This is a genomic window from Chitiniphilus purpureus, assembly GCF_025642115.1.
In the GTDB taxonomy this organism is placed as follows: Bacteria; Pseudomonadota; Gammaproteobacteria; order Burkholderiales; family Chitinibacteraceae; genus Chitiniphilus; species Chitiniphilus purpureus.
Map to the genome: position 1 here is coordinate 3,449,276 of NZ_CP106753.1, position 15,016 is coordinate 3,464,291.

The following is a 15,016-nucleotide window of genomic DNA, read 5'->3' on the forward strand; positions in this document are numbered from 1 at the left end:
GCAAAGTCTTTGGCGAACCCGAGAAAGCCGCCCGGCGCGATTCAGTAGCCGGGCACCAGGCAGTTCTTGTGTTCGATGTGGTGTTCGAATTCAGCACGGAAATGCTTGAGCATCCCCTGGACCGGCATCACCGCGGCATCGCCCAGCGCGCAGATGGTGCGCCCGGCGATATTGGCCCCCACCGACAACAGCAGGTCCAGGTCCTCCGGACGGCCCTCGCCGTGTTCGATGCGATGCACCACGCGGTACAGCCAGCCGGTGCCTTCGCGGCACGGCGTGCATTGGCCGCACGATTCTTCGAAATAGAAGTACGACAGACGCTCCAGCGCCTTGACCATGCAGACGGTCTCATCCATCACGATCACCGCGCCCGAGCCCAGCATCGAACCGGCCTTGGCGATCGAGTCGTAGTCCATCGTGCATTGCATCATGATGTCGGCCGGCAACACCGGGGCGGACGAACCGCCGGGAATCACCGCCTTGAGCTTCTTGCCGCCGCGCATGCCGCCGCACATCTCCAGCAGCTCCGGGAATGGCGTGCCGAGCGGGATCTCGTAGTTGCCAGGACGATTGACATGGCCGGAGACCGAAAAGAGCTTGGTGCCACCGTTGTTGGGCTTGCCAAGTTCGAGGAACTTCTGCCCGCCTTCGCGGATGATGTATGGCACCGAGGCGAAGGTCTCGGTGTTGTTGATGGTGGTCGGCTTGCCATAGAGGCCGAAACTGGCCGGGAACGGCGGCTTGAAGCGCGGCTGCCCCTTCTTGCCCTCGAGCGACTCCAGCAGCGCGGTCTCCTCGCCGCAGATGTAGGCGCCATAGCCATGGTGCCCGTGCAGCTGGAAACAGAAATTCGTGCCGAGGATGTTGTCGCCGAGAAAGCCCGCGGCGCGTGCCTCTTCCAGCGCGGCCTCGAAACGCTCATAGGCTTCGAACACCTCTCCATGGATGTAGTTGTACCCGACGGTGATACCCATCGCGAACCCGCCGATGATCATGCCTTCGATCAGCGCATGCGGATTGTTGACGATGATGTCCAGGTCCTTGAAGGTGCCCGGCTCGCCTTCGTCGGTGTTGCACACCAGGTACTTCTGACCGGGGAAGTTGCGCGGCATGAACGACCACTTCAACCCGGTGGGAAAGCCCGCGCCGCCACGGCCACGCAGGCTGGAGGTCTTCATCTCGGCGATGATCTCGTCCTGCGTCATGCCCCCCTGCAGGATCTTCTTGAGCGCGGCGTAACCGCCACGGGCCATGTAAGCGTCGATCTTCCAGCTGTTCGGATCGTCGAAATCGACGCCCTCGAACACGACGCCCTTCACGTATACGGTCATGTTATTCGAGCTCCGCCAGTTTCTTGTCGATCGCCTCGGGCGTCATGTGGTTGCACATGGTGTGGTTGTTCACCAGCATCACCGGTGCATAGCCACAGGCGCCCATGCATTCGCCTTCCACCAGAGTGAAACGCCCGTCCTCGGTGGTCTCGCCATAGCCGACACCCAGCTTCTGCTGCAGGTATCTGCCGGCGTCAGCGCCGCCGGAGAGGGCACAGGGCAGATTGGTGCAGACGGTGAGCTTGTGTCGCCCCACCGGCTTGCGGTCGAACATGTTGTAGAAGGTAGCGACCTCGTAGGCCGCCACCGGGGCGATGCCGATGTAGCTCGCCACGTACTCGATCAGTTCATTGGTCAGCCAGCGGTGCTCGGTCTGGGCGATGCGCAGAGCGCTCATCGTCGCGCTGCGGCGCTGGTCCGCCGGGTACTTCGCGAGTTCCCGGTCGATTTGCGCGAGGGATTCCGGGGTAAGCATTAGCGGTCGATCTCCCCAAAAACGATGTCCTGCGTGCCGATGATGGCGACCACGTCGGCCAGCATGTGGCCGCGCGCCATCTCGTCAAGGGCGGCCAGATGCGCGAACCCCGGGGCGCGGATCTTCAGGCGGTATGGCTTGTTGGCGCCATCGGACACCATGTAGATGCCGAATTCGCCCTTCGGGTGCTCGACGGCGGCATAGGCCTCGCCTTCGGGCACGTGCATGCCTTCAGTGAAGAGCTTGAAGTGGTGGATCAGCTCTTCCATGTTGGATTTCATATCCAGGCGCGAGGGCGGCGCCACCTTGTGATCGTCCACGATCACCGGGCCTGGGTTCTGGCGCAGCCAATCCACACACTGCTTGACGATGCGATTGGATTGGCGCATTTCCTCGATGCGGACCAGGTAACGGTCGTAGCAGTCGCCATTCCTGCCGATCGGGATGTCGAAATCGAGCTGGTCGTACACTTCGTAGGGCTGCTTCTTGCGCAGATCCCACTGCACCCCCGAACCACGCAGCATCGGCCCGGTCAGGCCCAGCGCCATCGCGCGCTCGGGCGTCAGCACGCCGATGCCCACCGTGCGCTGCTTCCAGATACGGTTGTCGGTGAGCAGCGTCTCGTACTCGTCGACATAGGTCGGGAAGCGCTTGGTGAAATCCTCTATGAAGTCGAGCAGCGAACCTTCGCGGTTGCTGTTGAGCCTCCTGATCGCGTCGGCATTGCGCACCTTGGAGGCCTGGTACTTGGGCATCACCTCGGGCAGGTCGCGGTAGACACCGCCCGGACGGTAGTAGGCCGCATGCATGCGCGCGCCTGACACCGCCTCGTAGCAGTCCATCAGGTCTTCGCGCTCGCGGAAGGCATACAGGAAGACGGTCATCGCGCCGCAATCAAGGCCGTGCGCGCCGATCCACATCAGGTGGTTCAGGATGCGGGTGATCTCGTCGAACATCACCCGGATGTATTGCGCGCGCACCGGCACCTGGATGCCGGCGAGCTTTTCGATCGCCATCACATAGGCGTGCTCGTTGGACATCATCGACACATAGTCGAGGCGGTCCATGTATGGCAGCGACTGGATGAAGGTCTTGGTTTCGGCCAGCTTCTCGGTGGCGCGATGCAACAGGCCGATATGCGGGTCGGCGCGCTCCACCACTTCGCCATCGAGTTCCAACACCAGACGCAGCACACCGTGCGCGGCCGGGTGCTGCGGGCCGAAGTTCAGCGTGTAGTTACGGATTTCAGCGGCCACCGTAATTCTCCTCGCGAATGATGCGCGGCGTGACTTCACGCGGCTCGATGGTGACAGGCTGGTAGATCACCCGACCCTGCTCGGGGTCGTAGCGCATCTCGACGTAGCCGGACACCGGGAAGTCCTTGCGGAACGGATGGCCGACGAAGCCGTAGTCGGTCAGGATGCGGCGCAGATCCGGATGCCCTTCGAACACGATGCCGAACAGGTCGAACGCCTCGCGCTCGTACCAGTTCAGCCCCGGCCACACCTCGACCATGCTGGGAATCACCGGGAAGTCATCGTCGGGGCAATACACACGTACGCGTAGGCGCACATTGTGGGCATAGGAAATCAGGTGGTAGACGGCGGCAAAGCGCGGCCCTTCCCACAGGCCGTCGCGGTAGGCGCTGTAGTCGACCCCACAGACGTCGAGGGCGCTTTCGAAGCGCAACCCATCGCGCAGCTGCAATGCCGTCGCCATCCAGGTCGCGGCCGGCACGTCGATGGTCACCTCGTCGAGCGCCACCTTGAGCGACGCGATGGCGGATGCGGGCAGCTGGGCGCGCAGAGTGTCGACCAGGGTATTGAGCGTCATCGTCATGGTCACCTCAGGCGCGCGACGCCACGGGCGTCTTGCCACGGGCGATGGTATTGGTGCGCTTGATCTTGTTCTGCAGCTGGATCAGCCCGTAGAGCAACGCCTCGGCAGTCGGGGGACAGCCAGGCACATAGACATCGACCGGGACGATGCGATCGCAGCCGCGCACCACCGAGTACGAGTAGTGGTAGTAGCCACCACCATTGGCACAGGAGCCCATCGAAAGCACCCAGCGCGGCTCGGGCATCTGGTCGTAGACCTTGCGCAGCGCCGGTGCCATCTTGTTGCACAGCGTGCCGGCGACGATCATCAGATCGGATTGGCGCGGGCTGGGGCGGAACACGATGCCGAAACGGTCCAGATCGTAGCGCGCGGCACCCGCGTGCATCATCTCGACCGCGCAACAGGCGAGCCCGAAGGTCATCGGCCACAGCGAACCGGTGCGGGTCCAGTTGACCACGGTATCGACCGTGGTGGTGATAAATCCTTTTTCGAGGCTTTGAGCTTGCATCATTCCCACTCCAGCGCGCCTTTCATCCACTCGTAGACAAACCCGACCACGAGCACTGCGAGGAAAATCATCATGGACAGGAACCCAAAGAGACCGATGTCCTCCAACACCACCGCCCAGGGCACGAGGAAGGCCACTTCAAGGTCAAACAGGATGAACAGGATGGCAACGAGGTAGTACCGCACGTCGAACTGCATGCGGGCGTCTTCGAAGGCCTCGAAGCCGCACTCGTAAGGAGAGAGTTTTTCCGGGTCCGGTCTGCTGGTGCCGAGCACTTTGCTCACCCCCCAGCCCAGCATCATCGGCAAGACACCTACGACCACGCCCACCGCCAGGAACAGCAGTATGGGGAAATAGTTCTGCAGCATTCGGATCCCCGATCAAATGACAACAAAAAGTAAGGCAGTCGAAAATTATTATTATTTATGACGTTCGATCGTAAAAACGCCGGGAGGTCCCGGCGTCTTTGAATCGAATCGTTATGGTGCCGACAGTGAGACTCGAACTCACACGGCCGCAGCCACTACCCCCTCAAGATAGCGTGTCTACCAATTCCACCATGTCGGCATGCAGTTTCAATTCGCCCGGATCGAGAAGCCTACTCAGGAATCTTGCTTTGTGCCGGCGCAGAGGCTGCAGGCGCCTCCTGCTTCACATCGTCCATCACCCCCAGCGAGGCGGACTGCTTGGGCGAGGTCATCAGCACCAACGCAAGACTGGTGGCAAAGAACACCGTGGCCCCCACGGCGGTGGAGCGACTCAGGAAATTGGCCGAACCCGATGCGCCGAACAGGCTACCGGCAGACCCGCTGCCGAAGGCGGCCCCCATGTCGGCCCCCTTGCCATGCTGCATCAGCACAAGCACGATCACTGCCAGCGCAGAGACCACGTTCACGACCAAAACCAAGCTATGAATCAGTTCCATCTTCTCTCTTCAGGCGGCGCGCATTTTAGCGCCAATAAGGGTTTATTGCAATGCCGCGGGCCCTCAGCCGGCCTCGCGACAGATCTCCAGAAACTCGGTTGCGGACAGCGCCGCGCCACCCACCAACACACCATCGACACCGTCGACCGCCAGTACCTGACCAGCGTTCTCACCCTTCACGCTGCCCCCATAAAGCACCCTGGTGCGCGCATTCAGGGTGCGCTTGATGAAGGCATGCATCTCGGCGATCTGCTCGGGCGTGGCCACCACGCCGGTGCCCACTGCCCAGGATGGCTCGTAAGCCACCGCATACAGGCTGGTCGGCACCCCGGCCAGCACCTGCAATTCCTCGGCGATGATGTCACGCGCGATGCCCTCTTCGCGCTGCGTCAAGGTTTCACCGACACAGTAAACAGGCAACAGGCCTGCATCAAGCGCCGCACGCACCTTACGGGCGGCGGTCTCGCTGGTCTCGCCGAAGTAGCGGCGGCGCTCGGAATGGCCGACGATGACCATCTCGCACCCCACATCGGCCAGCATGCCGGCCGATACTTCGCCGGTATAGGCGCCGATGTGGTATTCGCAGACGTCCTGCGCGCCCAGCTGGATCGCCGATTCGGCCTCACTCAGCATCGACTTGGCCAGCGCTAGGTAGGGATAGGCCACACACAGCGCGACGTTTGCGCCCAGCCCGGCCCGCACCAGCTCCGGCACGACCGAGCGGATCTGTCCGATGCTGCCATGCATCTTCCAGTTGCCGATCACCGTCTGCTTCGGCATCCGCGCACGCACCTTCTTTACAAAAGCTGTCGATTCTAGGCTCACACCCATGCTCCGTCAAACCACAGGCCCGTTGGGCAGACAATTGATTTCCGGGAGGTTGCAAAACAGGGAACTTGTAATATTTCGGAAACAAGCTGCCGATAGCATGCGAAGCCTATTACCTGAACGCCTTCACCCGGAGAGCAGACCATGACGTTCGCACGCACTTTGCTTGTCACCATCGGCACTGGCCTCACGCTGGCCCATGCTAACGCTGCCGATATCACCGGCGCCGGTGCGACTTTCCCCTACCCGCTTTATGCCAAATGGGCCGAACAATACAAAGGCAAGACCGGCAACGGTCTTAACTATCAATCGATCGGTTCGGGTGGCGGCATCAAGCAGATCACCGCCAAGACGGTCGATTTCGGCGCCTCGGACAAGCCCTTGGGCAGCGCCGAGCTGGCGAAGGCGGGCCTTGTGCAGTTCCCGACGGTGATGGGCGGCGTCGTGCCGGTGGTGAACCTGGAGAGTGTCAGACCCGGCGAGATCAAGCTCACCCCGACGCTGCTGGCCGACATCTTCCTTGGCAAGATCAAGAAATGGAACGACCCGGCGATCGCCCGGACCAACCCGGCCGCAAAACTGCCCGACCAGGCGATCACCGTAGTACATCGTGCCGACGGTTCGGGCACGACCTGGATCTTCACCAATTACCTTTCGAAGGTATCGGACGACTGGAAGACCAAGGTCGGCAACGAGGCATCGGTACAATGGCCCACCGGTGTGGGTGGCAAGGGCAATGAAGGTGTGGCGCAATACGTGCAACGGATCAAGGGTTCGATCGGCTATGTGGAGTACGCCTACGCCAAGCAGAACAAGATGAAGCACGTGCTGCTGCAGAACAAGGCCGGCAGCTTCATCAATCCGGATGACACCTCGTTCAAGGCTGCGGCCGCCTCGGCCGACTGGGCGGGCGCGCCCGGCTTTGGCGTGGTGCTGACCGACCAGGCCGGCAAGGATGCCTGGCCGATCACCGGCGCGACCTTCATCCTGATGCAACAGAAGCAGGACAAGCCCGAACAGGCCACCGAAGCGCTCAAGTTCTTCGACTGGGCATTCCGCGAGGGCGACAAGACCGCATTGGAGATGGACTACGTGCCGATGCCCGATAACGTCAAGAACGTGATCCGCACGTCGTGGAAGCAGATCACCGGCACCAACAACAGCCCGGTCTGGAAGTAATGCGGGTCGGCCAGCGACAGGCCGCCAGCCCCCAAGACAGCAGGAGCCGGCAGGCTCCTGCTGCGTTGCAATCCTGGAGATGCGCATGACGCCACAAGAACAACGCCTCAAGCGGCAGCAGACCGAAGATCGCATCTTCATGGGCACCACGCGCCTCTTTGCCTTCCTGGTCCTGGCGCTGCTCGTCGGTATCCTGCTCTCGCTATGCTATGGCGCGCTGCCGGCCATCAAGACGTTCGGCGTGGGATTCGTCCTGAGTGACGAGTGGAACCCGGTGACCGAGCAGTTCGGCGGGTGGAACTCGATCCGCGGCACGTTGTTGTCGTCGTTGATCGCGCTGCTGATCGGCGTGCCGGTGAGCTTCGGCATCGCCATCTTCCTGACCGAGCTATCGCCGGTGTGGCTACGCCGCCCGCTCGGCGTCGCCATCGAACTGCTCGCCGGCGTGCCGTCGATCATCTATGGCATGTGGGGTCTGTTCGTATTCGCCCCCTGGTTTGCCGACAACGTCCAGCCCCGTCTGGCCGAAGCGACCGAGGGCCTGCCGCTGATCGGGTCGCTGTTCCAGGGTCCGCCGATGGGCATCGGCATGTTCACTGCGGGCCTCATCCTGTCGATCATGGTGATCCCGTTCATCGCCTCGGTGATGCGCGACGTGTTCGAAGTGGTGCCCACCATGCTCAAGGAATCGGCCTACGGGCTGGGTTGCACCACCTGGGAGGTGGTGTGGCATGTGGTGTTGCCGTACACCAAGAACGGCGTGATCGGCGGCGTGATGCTGGGTCTCGGGCGGGCACTGGGCGAAACCATGGCCGTCACCTTCGTGATCGGCAATGCGCAGCGTTCGATCGAATCGCTGTTCGACCCGGCCACCTCGATCGCCGCCACGCTGGCCAACGAGTTCACCGAGGCGACCGGCGAGCTGCATACCGCGGCATTGATCGAGCTTGGGCTGCTGCTGTTCGTCATCACCTTCATCGTGCTTTCGCTCTCCAAGCTGCTGCTGTTGCGGCTGCGACGCAGCGAAGGCGCACAGGCCTGATCAAGGAAAAGCGCCCGATGAACCTGTACCTGCGCCGACGCGCCATCAACTACATCAGCCTCACCCTGTCGATACTGGCCATGGCTTTCGGCCTCTTCTGGCTGCTCTGGCTGCTGTACACCCTGCTGAAGAACGGGCTGGGCGGATTGTCGATCGCCCTCTTCACCCAGACCACGCCCGCGCCGGGCAGCCCGGGGGGGCTGGCCAACGCCATTCTCGGCAGCCTTGCCATGGCCGGGACCGGCACGCTGATCGGGACGCCGATCGGCATCATGGCAGGCACCTACCTTGCCGAATTCGGCCAGCGCGGCTGGCTCGCACCGACCACCCGCTTCATCAACGACATCCTGCTGTCCGCACCGTCGATCGTCATCGGTCTGTTCATCTACGAAGTGTATGTGCGCCAGGTCGGCCACTTCTCCGGCTGGGCCGGGGCCTTCGCCCTGTCGCTGCTGGTGATCCCGGTCGTGGTACGGACCACCGAGAACATGCTGCGACTGGTGCCCAATACCATGCGTGAGGCCGCGTATGCGCTGGGCGCGCCGCAATGGAAGATGGTGCTGCTGGTCAGCCTGCGCGCCGCCAAGGCCGGTGTGCTCACCGGCATATTGCTGGCAGTGGCACGCATCCTGGGTGAAACCGCACCGTTGCTGTTCACCGCGCTGAACAACCAGTTCTACTCGAACATGAACCAGCCGATGGCCAACCTGCCGGTGGTGATCTTCCAATACGCGATGAGCCCCTACGAGGATTGGCACGCACTGGCCTGGGCCGGCTCGCTGCTGATCGCCGTATTCGTGCTCGGCATCAATATCCTGGCGCGCACGCTGGTGCGTATGCCATCGCAGCACTAAGGCGCTGGCCCTACAAGCGCATCGAGACCCGCCATGACCGAACTTACGACCAAACTCGCAGTAAAGAACCTCAACTTCTACTACGGCAACTTCCACGCGTTGAAGAACATCAACCTGGATATCTTCGAAGGCAAGGTCACTGCCTTCATCGGCCCCTCGGGTTGCGGCAAGTCCACGTTGCTGCGCACCTTCAACCGCATGTACGGCCTCTATCCCAAGCTGCGCGCCGAGGGTGAGATCGTGATGAACGGCCGCAACATCCTGGACAATGGCGTCGACCTGAACATGCTGCGCGCCAAGGTCGGCATGGTGTTCCAGAAACCGACGCCGTTCCCGATGTCGATCTACGACAATATCGCGTTCGGCGTGAAACTCTACGAGCGCCTTTCCAAGTCGGATATGGATGACCGGGTGGAGTGGGCACTGCAGAAAGCCGCACTGTGGAACGAGGCCAAGGACAAGCTCAGGCAATCGGGCCTTGGGCTGTCGGGCGGCCAGCAGCAGCGTTTGTGCATCGCGCGTGCGGTGGCGGTCAAACCCGAAGTGCTGCTGCTGGACGAACCGACCTCGGCACTTGATCCGATCTCGACAGCGCATATCGAGGAGCTGGTGCACGAACTGAAGCAGGACTACACCATCGCCATCGTGACGCACAACATGCAGCAGGCGGCACGGGTGTCCGACTACACGGCCTACATGTACCTGGGCGAGCTGGTGGAAGTGGGCCAGACCGACCGTATCTTCACCATGCCGCAGAAAAAGGCGACCGAAGACTACATCACCGGCAAGTTCGGCTAGGCAGTGCCGGGGGCAGTCCAGGGTGGGGGCGCATTCGTCGGCGCAAGGTGCACCGGCACACGGCCAGGCATAAGGTGGGAAACGGTGCATCCGGGTGCCATCGTACCCGCCGCCGGCAGGAGAACATCATGCGTGTCACTGTGTATGGGCCCAACACCACCTATTGCCATCGCGCCGAGGTGGTCGTGCGCCAGACGCTCAAGGCGGCCGGCGCGGCATTCGAGATCGAGACGGTCCGCGATTGCGCGTCGCTCAATTGTACCGAACCGCCGGAGATCGCAATCGACGGCCAGATGGTGAGCAGCGGCCATATCCCGACGCCGGCCGAGGTGCTGGGCTGGCTCGGGCGTCACTGACCGGGCTGCGGCAGGCGCCCTGCCCAGCCGGAAGACGCAACTGTTATGCAGCATACCGTGCAGTGCTGTCTGCAGATCGGCGCGTATCCGGCGGTTAAGCTGACCTCACTACCAGGGAGGCCAGGATGGACGCACAACAATTGCAGCACTATGCCGACAAGCTCGCCTACGAGATCGACTCCGCCGACTTGGCGCTGGCCGTGGCCAATGCCGAGCGGATCATCATCGTCGATGCGCGTTCGCGGGAAGCCTATGCGCACGAGCACATCCCCGGGGCCATCAATCTGCCGCATCGCGCCATGGACACCGATGCCGTTGCCGGAATGGATCGCGACGCACTCTATGTGAGCTACTGCGACGGCATCGGCTGCAATGCATCGACCAAGGGCGCCTACCGGCTGGCGCAGCTGGGCTTTACGGTCAAGGAATTGATCGGTGGCCTGGACTGGTGGAAGCGCGATGGCCATCCCACTGCTGGCGCGGTCGGACACGACACCGTCGGCAGCATCAACTGCGGCTGCTGAATAAAAAAACGCCGCGATCCGCGGCGCTTTTTTTCATCTGCCCAATATCACTCGGTGCTGGCTTCATGCGTCACCACGTCGGCGATACGCTTGGCCCACTGCTCGGCCACCCCCGCGTCGACGTGCTCGACCATCACCCGGATCACGGGCTCGGTACCCGAGGGGCGTAGCAGCACACGGCCTTGCTGTGCCATGTCCGCCTCGGCAGCCTTCACAGCTTCGTTGACAGCCGACGAGGCGGTGCAGTCGAAGCCCTTGGCGATCCGGACATTCTTCAATACCTGGGTGGACAGCACGAGCGACTGGGTCAGCGCCGAGAGCGTCTTCCGCTGCTCGATAACTGCTTCGAGCACCTGCAGCGCCGACAGGATGCCATCGCCCGTGGTATGCCGATCCAGGCTGAGGATATGGCCGGAGCCCTCGCCGCCCAGCACCCAGTTGCGTTCCTGCAGGCATTCGAGCACGTAGCGATCGCCAACCTTGGCCCGGGCAAAGCCGATGCCGGCCTCCTGCAGCGCACGCTCCACCCCCAGGTTGGTCATCAGCGTGCCGACCACGCCGCCGCCCGGCAAGGTGCCGCGCTGGTGGCGGTAACGCGCCAGCAGATAGATCAGCAGGTCCCCATCGATGACTGAACCGTCGCCATCGACCATGATCAACCGGTCACCGTCGCCATCGAGCGCAATACCGTAGTCCGCGCCGTTCGCCAGCACAGTCTTGCGCAGCAGCGCCACGTGGGTGGCGCCACATTCCTCATTGATGTTGAAGCCGTTGGGCTGGTTGCCGATGGTGACGATATCCGCGCCCAGTTCGTGGAACACCTGCGGCGCCACTTGGTAGGTGGCGCCATGCGCGCAGTCGATTACCAGCTTGAGGCCACGCAGATCCAGCTCGTTCGGAAAGGTCGATTTGCAGAACTCGGTGTAGCGGCCCGCCGCATCGTTCATCCGGCGTGATTTGCCAAGGTGTTTGGACGACACGCAGGGCTGTGGCTCGTCGATCGCAGCCTCGATCGCAAGCTCGACCGCGTCGGGCAGCTTGCGCCCGCCGGCACCGAAGAATTTGATGCCATTGTCGTAATAGGGATTGTGCGAAGCCGAGATCACCACACCGGCCGACAGACGCAGCGCGCGGGTCAGATGCGCCACGCCGGGGGTGGGCAACGGCCCGGTCAGGTACACATCCACCCCCGCCGCATTCAAGCCCGCCTGCAACGCCGCTTCGAGCATATAGCCCGACACTCGCGTGTCCTTGCCGATCAGCACCGCAGCGTGCTCACCGTTCAGGCGTTTCTCGGCCGCTGCCAGCACCTTGCCGGCGGCGTATCCCAGTTTCATTGCAAAATCCGGGGTGATCGGCGCTTCGCCAACCAGACCACGTACGCCATCGGTGCCGAAATACTTACGAGCCATGAGTACTGCTACTCCCTATTGGAATGGTGACGAAAGACTGACGCCTATTTTAAAGCGGCCCATATCCTGAGCGCATCCACAGTTTCACGCACGTCGTGCACCCGGATGACTCTCACGCCGGCCTGCGCCGCCAGCAACGCAGCGGCGAGACTGGCCGGCAGGCGCTCGCCCACCGGGCGGCCGGTCAGTTGGCCGAGCATGGTCTTGCGCGATACGCCGATCAGCAGCGCGCATCCCAGCCGGACTTGCAGGCCCGCAAGCCCCTGGAACAGCGCAGTATTGTGGGCCAAGGTCTTGCCAAAGCCAAAACCTGGATCGAGCAGGATGCGCTCGTGCGCGATACCGCTTGCCAACGCCGCATCGCGCCGTGCTGCAAGGTAGGTGCACACCTCGGCACACACGTCCTCATAGGTCGGCTCGCGCTGCATGGACTGGGGATCGCCCTGCTTGTGCATCAGACACACTGCGGCCTTCGAGCGGGCCACCAGCGCCAGTGCGCCGTCCTCCTCCAGCGCAGCCACATCGTTGATCAGGTCGATACCGGTCTCCAGCGCCGCCCGCATCACCGCGGGGCGGCGGGTATCGACCGACAGCGGCACGTTCAGACTCTGCAACGCCGCCAGCACCGGCACCACGCGCCGTGTCTCTTCGTCGACGCTGACCGGCGTTGCGCCAGGACGGGTGGATTCACCGCCGATATCGAGGATATCGGCGCCATCGGCGACCAGCCGCTCGGCATGCGCCACCGCGCGCGCCACTGAGTCGTATCGCCCGCCGTCCGAAAACGAATCCGGGGTGACATTGACGATGCCCATCACGTGCGGGCGGTCCAATTGCAGCTTAAATCGGCCACATTGCAAAACGGACATCATGGCAACCTCTTGCAATGCAAACACGGCAATGCCCCGCGACAGCGCAGCCGGTTGCAATCCGGAAACTCGATACCCAAAAACAAAGGCGGCCCGCAGGCCGCCCTTGCCGTGAGGGGGCGCTCAACCCTCGGTGGCAGGCGTGGTGGTCGCCGCCGGCGCGTCGCCGCTGGGCTTGTCGCCTGCCGCAGGCACCTTGGGCGGCGGCGGATACTTGGGCGGCCTTGGATCACGTCCTTCCATGATGTCGCGGATCTGGTCGCGGTCGATGGTCTCCCATTCCATCAGCGCCGCGGTCATCGCCTCGACCGTCTTGCGGTTCCCATCCAGCAGCTTCACCGCCAACGCATACTGCTCATCGATGATGCGGCGGATTTCCGCGTCGACCTGCTGCATGGTGGCCTCGGACACATTCTTGTGCGTGGTCACCGAGCGGCCGAGGAACACCTCGCCCTCGTTCTCGCCGTAGACCATCGGCCCCATCTTGTCGCTCATGCCGTAGCGGGTGACCATGTCACGCGCCATCCGTGTCGCCCGCTCGAAGTCGTTGGACGCACCGGTGGAGATGCGGTGCACGAAGAGATCCTCGGCGACGCGCCCACCGAACAGGATGGTGATCTCGTTGAGCATCTGGTCCTTGTACAGCGAGAACTTGTCGCGCTCCGGCAACTGCCAGGTCAGACCCAGCGCCCGGCCACGCGGCATGATCGTCACCTTGTGCACCGGGTCGGTGCCTTCGAGCAGTTCCGCGATCACCGCATGGCCCGACTCGTGGTATGCCGTGGCGCGCCGTTCCTCCTCGGTCATCACCATGGTCCGACGCTCCGGTCCCATGTAGATCTTGTCCTTGGCCGACTCGAAATCGTCCATGTCAACCAGCCGCTTGTTGCGGCGCGCCGCGAACAGCGCGGCCTCGTTCACCAGGTTGGCAAGATCCGCACCGGACATGCCCGGCGTGCCGCGCGCCAGGACCGATGCGTCGACGTCGTTGGAGATCGGCACCTTGCGCATGTGCACGCCCAGGATCTGCTCGCGCCCACGGATATCCGGCAGCGGCACCACCACCTGGCGGTCAAAGCGCCCAGGACGCAGCAGCGCCGGGTCGAGCACGTCCGGACGGTTGGTCGCGGCGATCACGATGATGCCCGAGTTGCCTTCGAACCCATCCATCTCGACCAGCATCTGGTTGAGTGTCTGCTCGCGCTCGTCATTGCCGCCCCCAAGACCCGCACCACGCTGACGGCCCACCGCGTCGATCTCGTCGATGAAGATGATGCAGGGCGCGTTCTTCTTGGCGTTCTCGAACATGTCGCGCACGCGTGCCGCGCCCACGCCGACGAACATTTCGACGAAATCGGAACCGGAGATCGAGAAGAAGGGTACCTTGGCTTCGCCGGCGATGGCCTTGGCAAGGAGCGTCTTGCCGGTACCGGGCGAGCCGACCATCAGGATGCCGCGCGGCATGCGGCCGCCCAGGCTCTGGTACTTGGACGGGTCGCGCAGGTAGTCGACGATCTCGGTGACTTCCTCCTTGGCCTCGTCGCACCCTGCAACATCGGCAAAGGTGACCACATTGTTGCTGTCGTCGAGCATCTTGGCGCGGCTCTTGCCAAACGAGAACGCGCCACCGCGTCCGCCGCCCTGCATCTGGCGCATGAAGAAGATCCACACCCCGATCAACAGGATCATCGGGAACCAGCTGATGAAGATGTTCATCAGCATGCTCGGCTCTTCCTCGGCCTTGGATGCGAATTTGACGTTGTGTTTGATCAGCGTATCGACCATGCGGAAGTCGAACGGCGCCAGCGTGGAGAACTTCTGGCCGTCGGCGCGCTGCCCACGGATGATGTAGCCACGCAGCAGGTTGCCCTCAATGGTGATCTCGGCCACCCGGTTCTGCTCGACCTCCTGCATGAACTGCGAATAGGGTATCTGCCCCGCAGTCTCCTGCTGTTTGGTGAACTGATTGAACACCGTCATCAGCACCAGGCCGATGATCAACCAGATCGCGATGTTCTTGCCGAGATTGTTCACGGCCTGCTCCTTGCGCAGTGGCGTTGAATCGTGCGTTGCATT

The 15,016-nt window shown here is 62.8% G+C and carries 17 protein-coding genes and 1 tRNA gene; 6 read left to right on the forward strand and 12 right to left on the reverse strand.

What is annotated here, in order from left to right; all coding sequences use genetic code 11:
* Positions 1-41: 41 nt before the first annotated feature.
* From nuoF to tpiA, 9 genes are all read right to left on the reverse strand, one after another.
* Positions 42-1,331, reverse strand: a complete 1,290-nt coding sequence (gene nuoF / locus N8I74_RS15985) for an NADH-quinone oxidoreductase subunit NuoF (RefSeq protein ID WP_263124113.1) — start codon at positions 1,329-1,331, stop codon at positions 42-44.
* 1 nt (position 1,332) lies between these two features.
* Complete coding sequence (gene nuoE / locus N8I74_RS15990) at positions 1,333-1,806, reverse strand: NADH-quinone oxidoreductase subunit NuoE (protein ID WP_263124115.1); 474 nt, start codon at positions 1,804-1,806, stop codon at positions 1,333-1,335.
* Positions 1,806-3,062 (reverse strand): NADH-quinone oxidoreductase subunit D, encoded by a 1,257-nt coding sequence (locus tag N8I74_RS15995; protein ID WP_263124116.1) that lies wholly within the window; start codon positions 3,060-3,062, stop codon positions 1,806-1,808. Before N8I74_RS15995 ends, nuoE begins: the two co-directional genes overlap by 1 nt.
* The gene (locus N8I74_RS16000; RefSeq protein ID WP_408611824.1) at positions 3,052-3,639 is read right to left on the reverse strand and encodes an NADH-quinone oxidoreductase subunit C; all 588 of its coding nucleotides are present in this window, start codon (positions 3,637-3,639) and stop codon (positions 3,052-3,054) included. Before N8I74_RS16000 ends, N8I74_RS15995 begins: the two co-directional genes overlap by 11 nt.
* Before the next feature lie 13 nt (positions 3,640-3,652).
* On the reverse strand, positions 3,653-4,156 hold the full coding sequence (locus N8I74_RS16005) for a NuoB/complex I 20 kDa subunit family protein (RefSeq protein ID WP_263124119.1): 504 nt from the start codon (positions 4,154-4,156) through the stop codon (positions 3,653-3,655).
* Positions 4,153-4,521, reverse strand: a complete 369-nt coding sequence (locus tag N8I74_RS16010; RefSeq protein WP_263124121.1) for an NADH-quinone oxidoreductase subunit A — start codon at positions 4,519-4,521, stop codon at positions 4,153-4,155. The genes N8I74_RS16005 and N8I74_RS16010 overlap by 4 nt, the downstream gene beginning before the upstream one ends.
* A gap of 114 nt (positions 4,522-4,635) precedes the next feature.
* Positions 4,636-4,720: transfer RNA gene (locus N8I74_RS16015), tRNA-Leu, on the reverse strand.
* A 31-nt stretch (positions 4,721-4,751) separates the two neighbouring features.
* A complete protein-coding gene (secG, locus tag N8I74_RS16020; protein WP_263124123.1) occupies positions 4,752-5,078 on the reverse strand; it encodes a preprotein translocase subunit SecG in 327 nt (108 codons plus the stop codon).
* A gap of 63 nt (positions 5,079-5,141) precedes the next feature.
* Positions 5,142-5,858: a triose-phosphate isomerase gene (gene tpiA, locus N8I74_RS16025; protein ID WP_263124124.1), complete on the reverse strand. Its 717-nt coding sequence runs from the start codon at positions 5,856-5,858 to the stop codon at positions 5,142-5,144.
* Between the two features lie 192 nt (positions 5,859-6,050).
* Between tpiA and pstS the strand changes: the two genes are divergently transcribed.
* The 6 genes from pstS (at position 6,051) to N8I74_RS16055 (ending at position 10,659) form a co-directional block, all read left to right on the forward strand.
* Positions 6,051-7,085: a phosphate ABC transporter substrate-binding protein PstS gene (gene pstS / locus N8I74_RS16030; RefSeq protein ID WP_263124125.1), complete on the forward strand. Its 1,035-nt coding sequence runs from the start codon at positions 6,051-6,053 to the stop codon at positions 7,083-7,085.
* An 85-nt stretch (positions 7,086-7,170) separates the two neighbouring features.
* Positions 7,171-8,127, forward strand: coding sequence for a phosphate ABC transporter permease subunit PstC (gene pstC, locus N8I74_RS16035; RefSeq protein WP_263124126.1), 957 nt, complete (start codon positions 7,171-7,173; stop codon positions 8,125-8,127).
* A gap of 17 nt (positions 8,128-8,144) precedes the next feature.
* Entirely contained in the window at positions 8,145-8,981 is an 837-nt protein-coding gene (gene pstA / locus N8I74_RS16040) for a phosphate ABC transporter permease PstA (RefSeq protein ID WP_263124128.1), read from the forward strand.
* Between the two features lie 33 nt (positions 8,982-9,014).
* Positions 9,015-9,779, forward strand: a complete 765-nt coding sequence (pstB, locus tag N8I74_RS16045; RefSeq protein WP_263124129.1) for a phosphate ABC transporter ATP-binding protein PstB — start codon at positions 9,015-9,017, stop codon at positions 9,777-9,779.
* A gap of 128 nt (positions 9,780-9,907) precedes the next feature.
* Positions 9,908-10,135, forward strand: a complete 228-nt coding sequence (locus N8I74_RS16050) for a thioredoxin family protein (protein WP_263124130.1) — start codon at positions 9,908-9,910, stop codon at positions 10,133-10,135.
* Between the two features lie 125 nt (positions 10,136-10,260).
* Positions 10,261-10,659, forward strand: coding sequence for a rhodanese-like domain-containing protein (locus tag N8I74_RS16055; RefSeq protein WP_263124131.1), 399 nt, complete (start codon positions 10,261-10,263; stop codon positions 10,657-10,659).
* Between the two features lie 47 nt (positions 10,660-10,706).
* On the opposite strand, the gene glmM is transcribed toward N8I74_RS16055, so the two are convergent.
* From glmM to ftsH, 3 genes are all read right to left on the reverse strand, one after another.
* Complete coding sequence (gene glmM, locus N8I74_RS16060; protein ID WP_263124132.1) at positions 10,707-12,071, reverse strand: phosphoglucosamine mutase; 1,365 nt, start codon at positions 12,069-12,071, stop codon at positions 10,707-10,709.
* A 44-nt stretch (positions 12,072-12,115) separates the two neighbouring features.
* Positions 12,116-12,940 (reverse strand): dihydropteroate synthase, encoded by an 825-nt coding sequence (gene folP, locus N8I74_RS16065; protein ID WP_263126760.1) that lies wholly within the window; start codon positions 12,938-12,940, stop codon positions 12,116-12,118.
* A 123-nt stretch (positions 12,941-13,063) separates the two neighbouring features.
* Entirely contained in the window at positions 13,064-14,974 is a 1,911-nt protein-coding gene (gene ftsH / locus N8I74_RS16070; RefSeq protein WP_263124134.1) for an ATP-dependent zinc metalloprotease FtsH, read from the reverse strand.
* Positions 14,975-15,016: the final 42 nt, after the last annotated feature.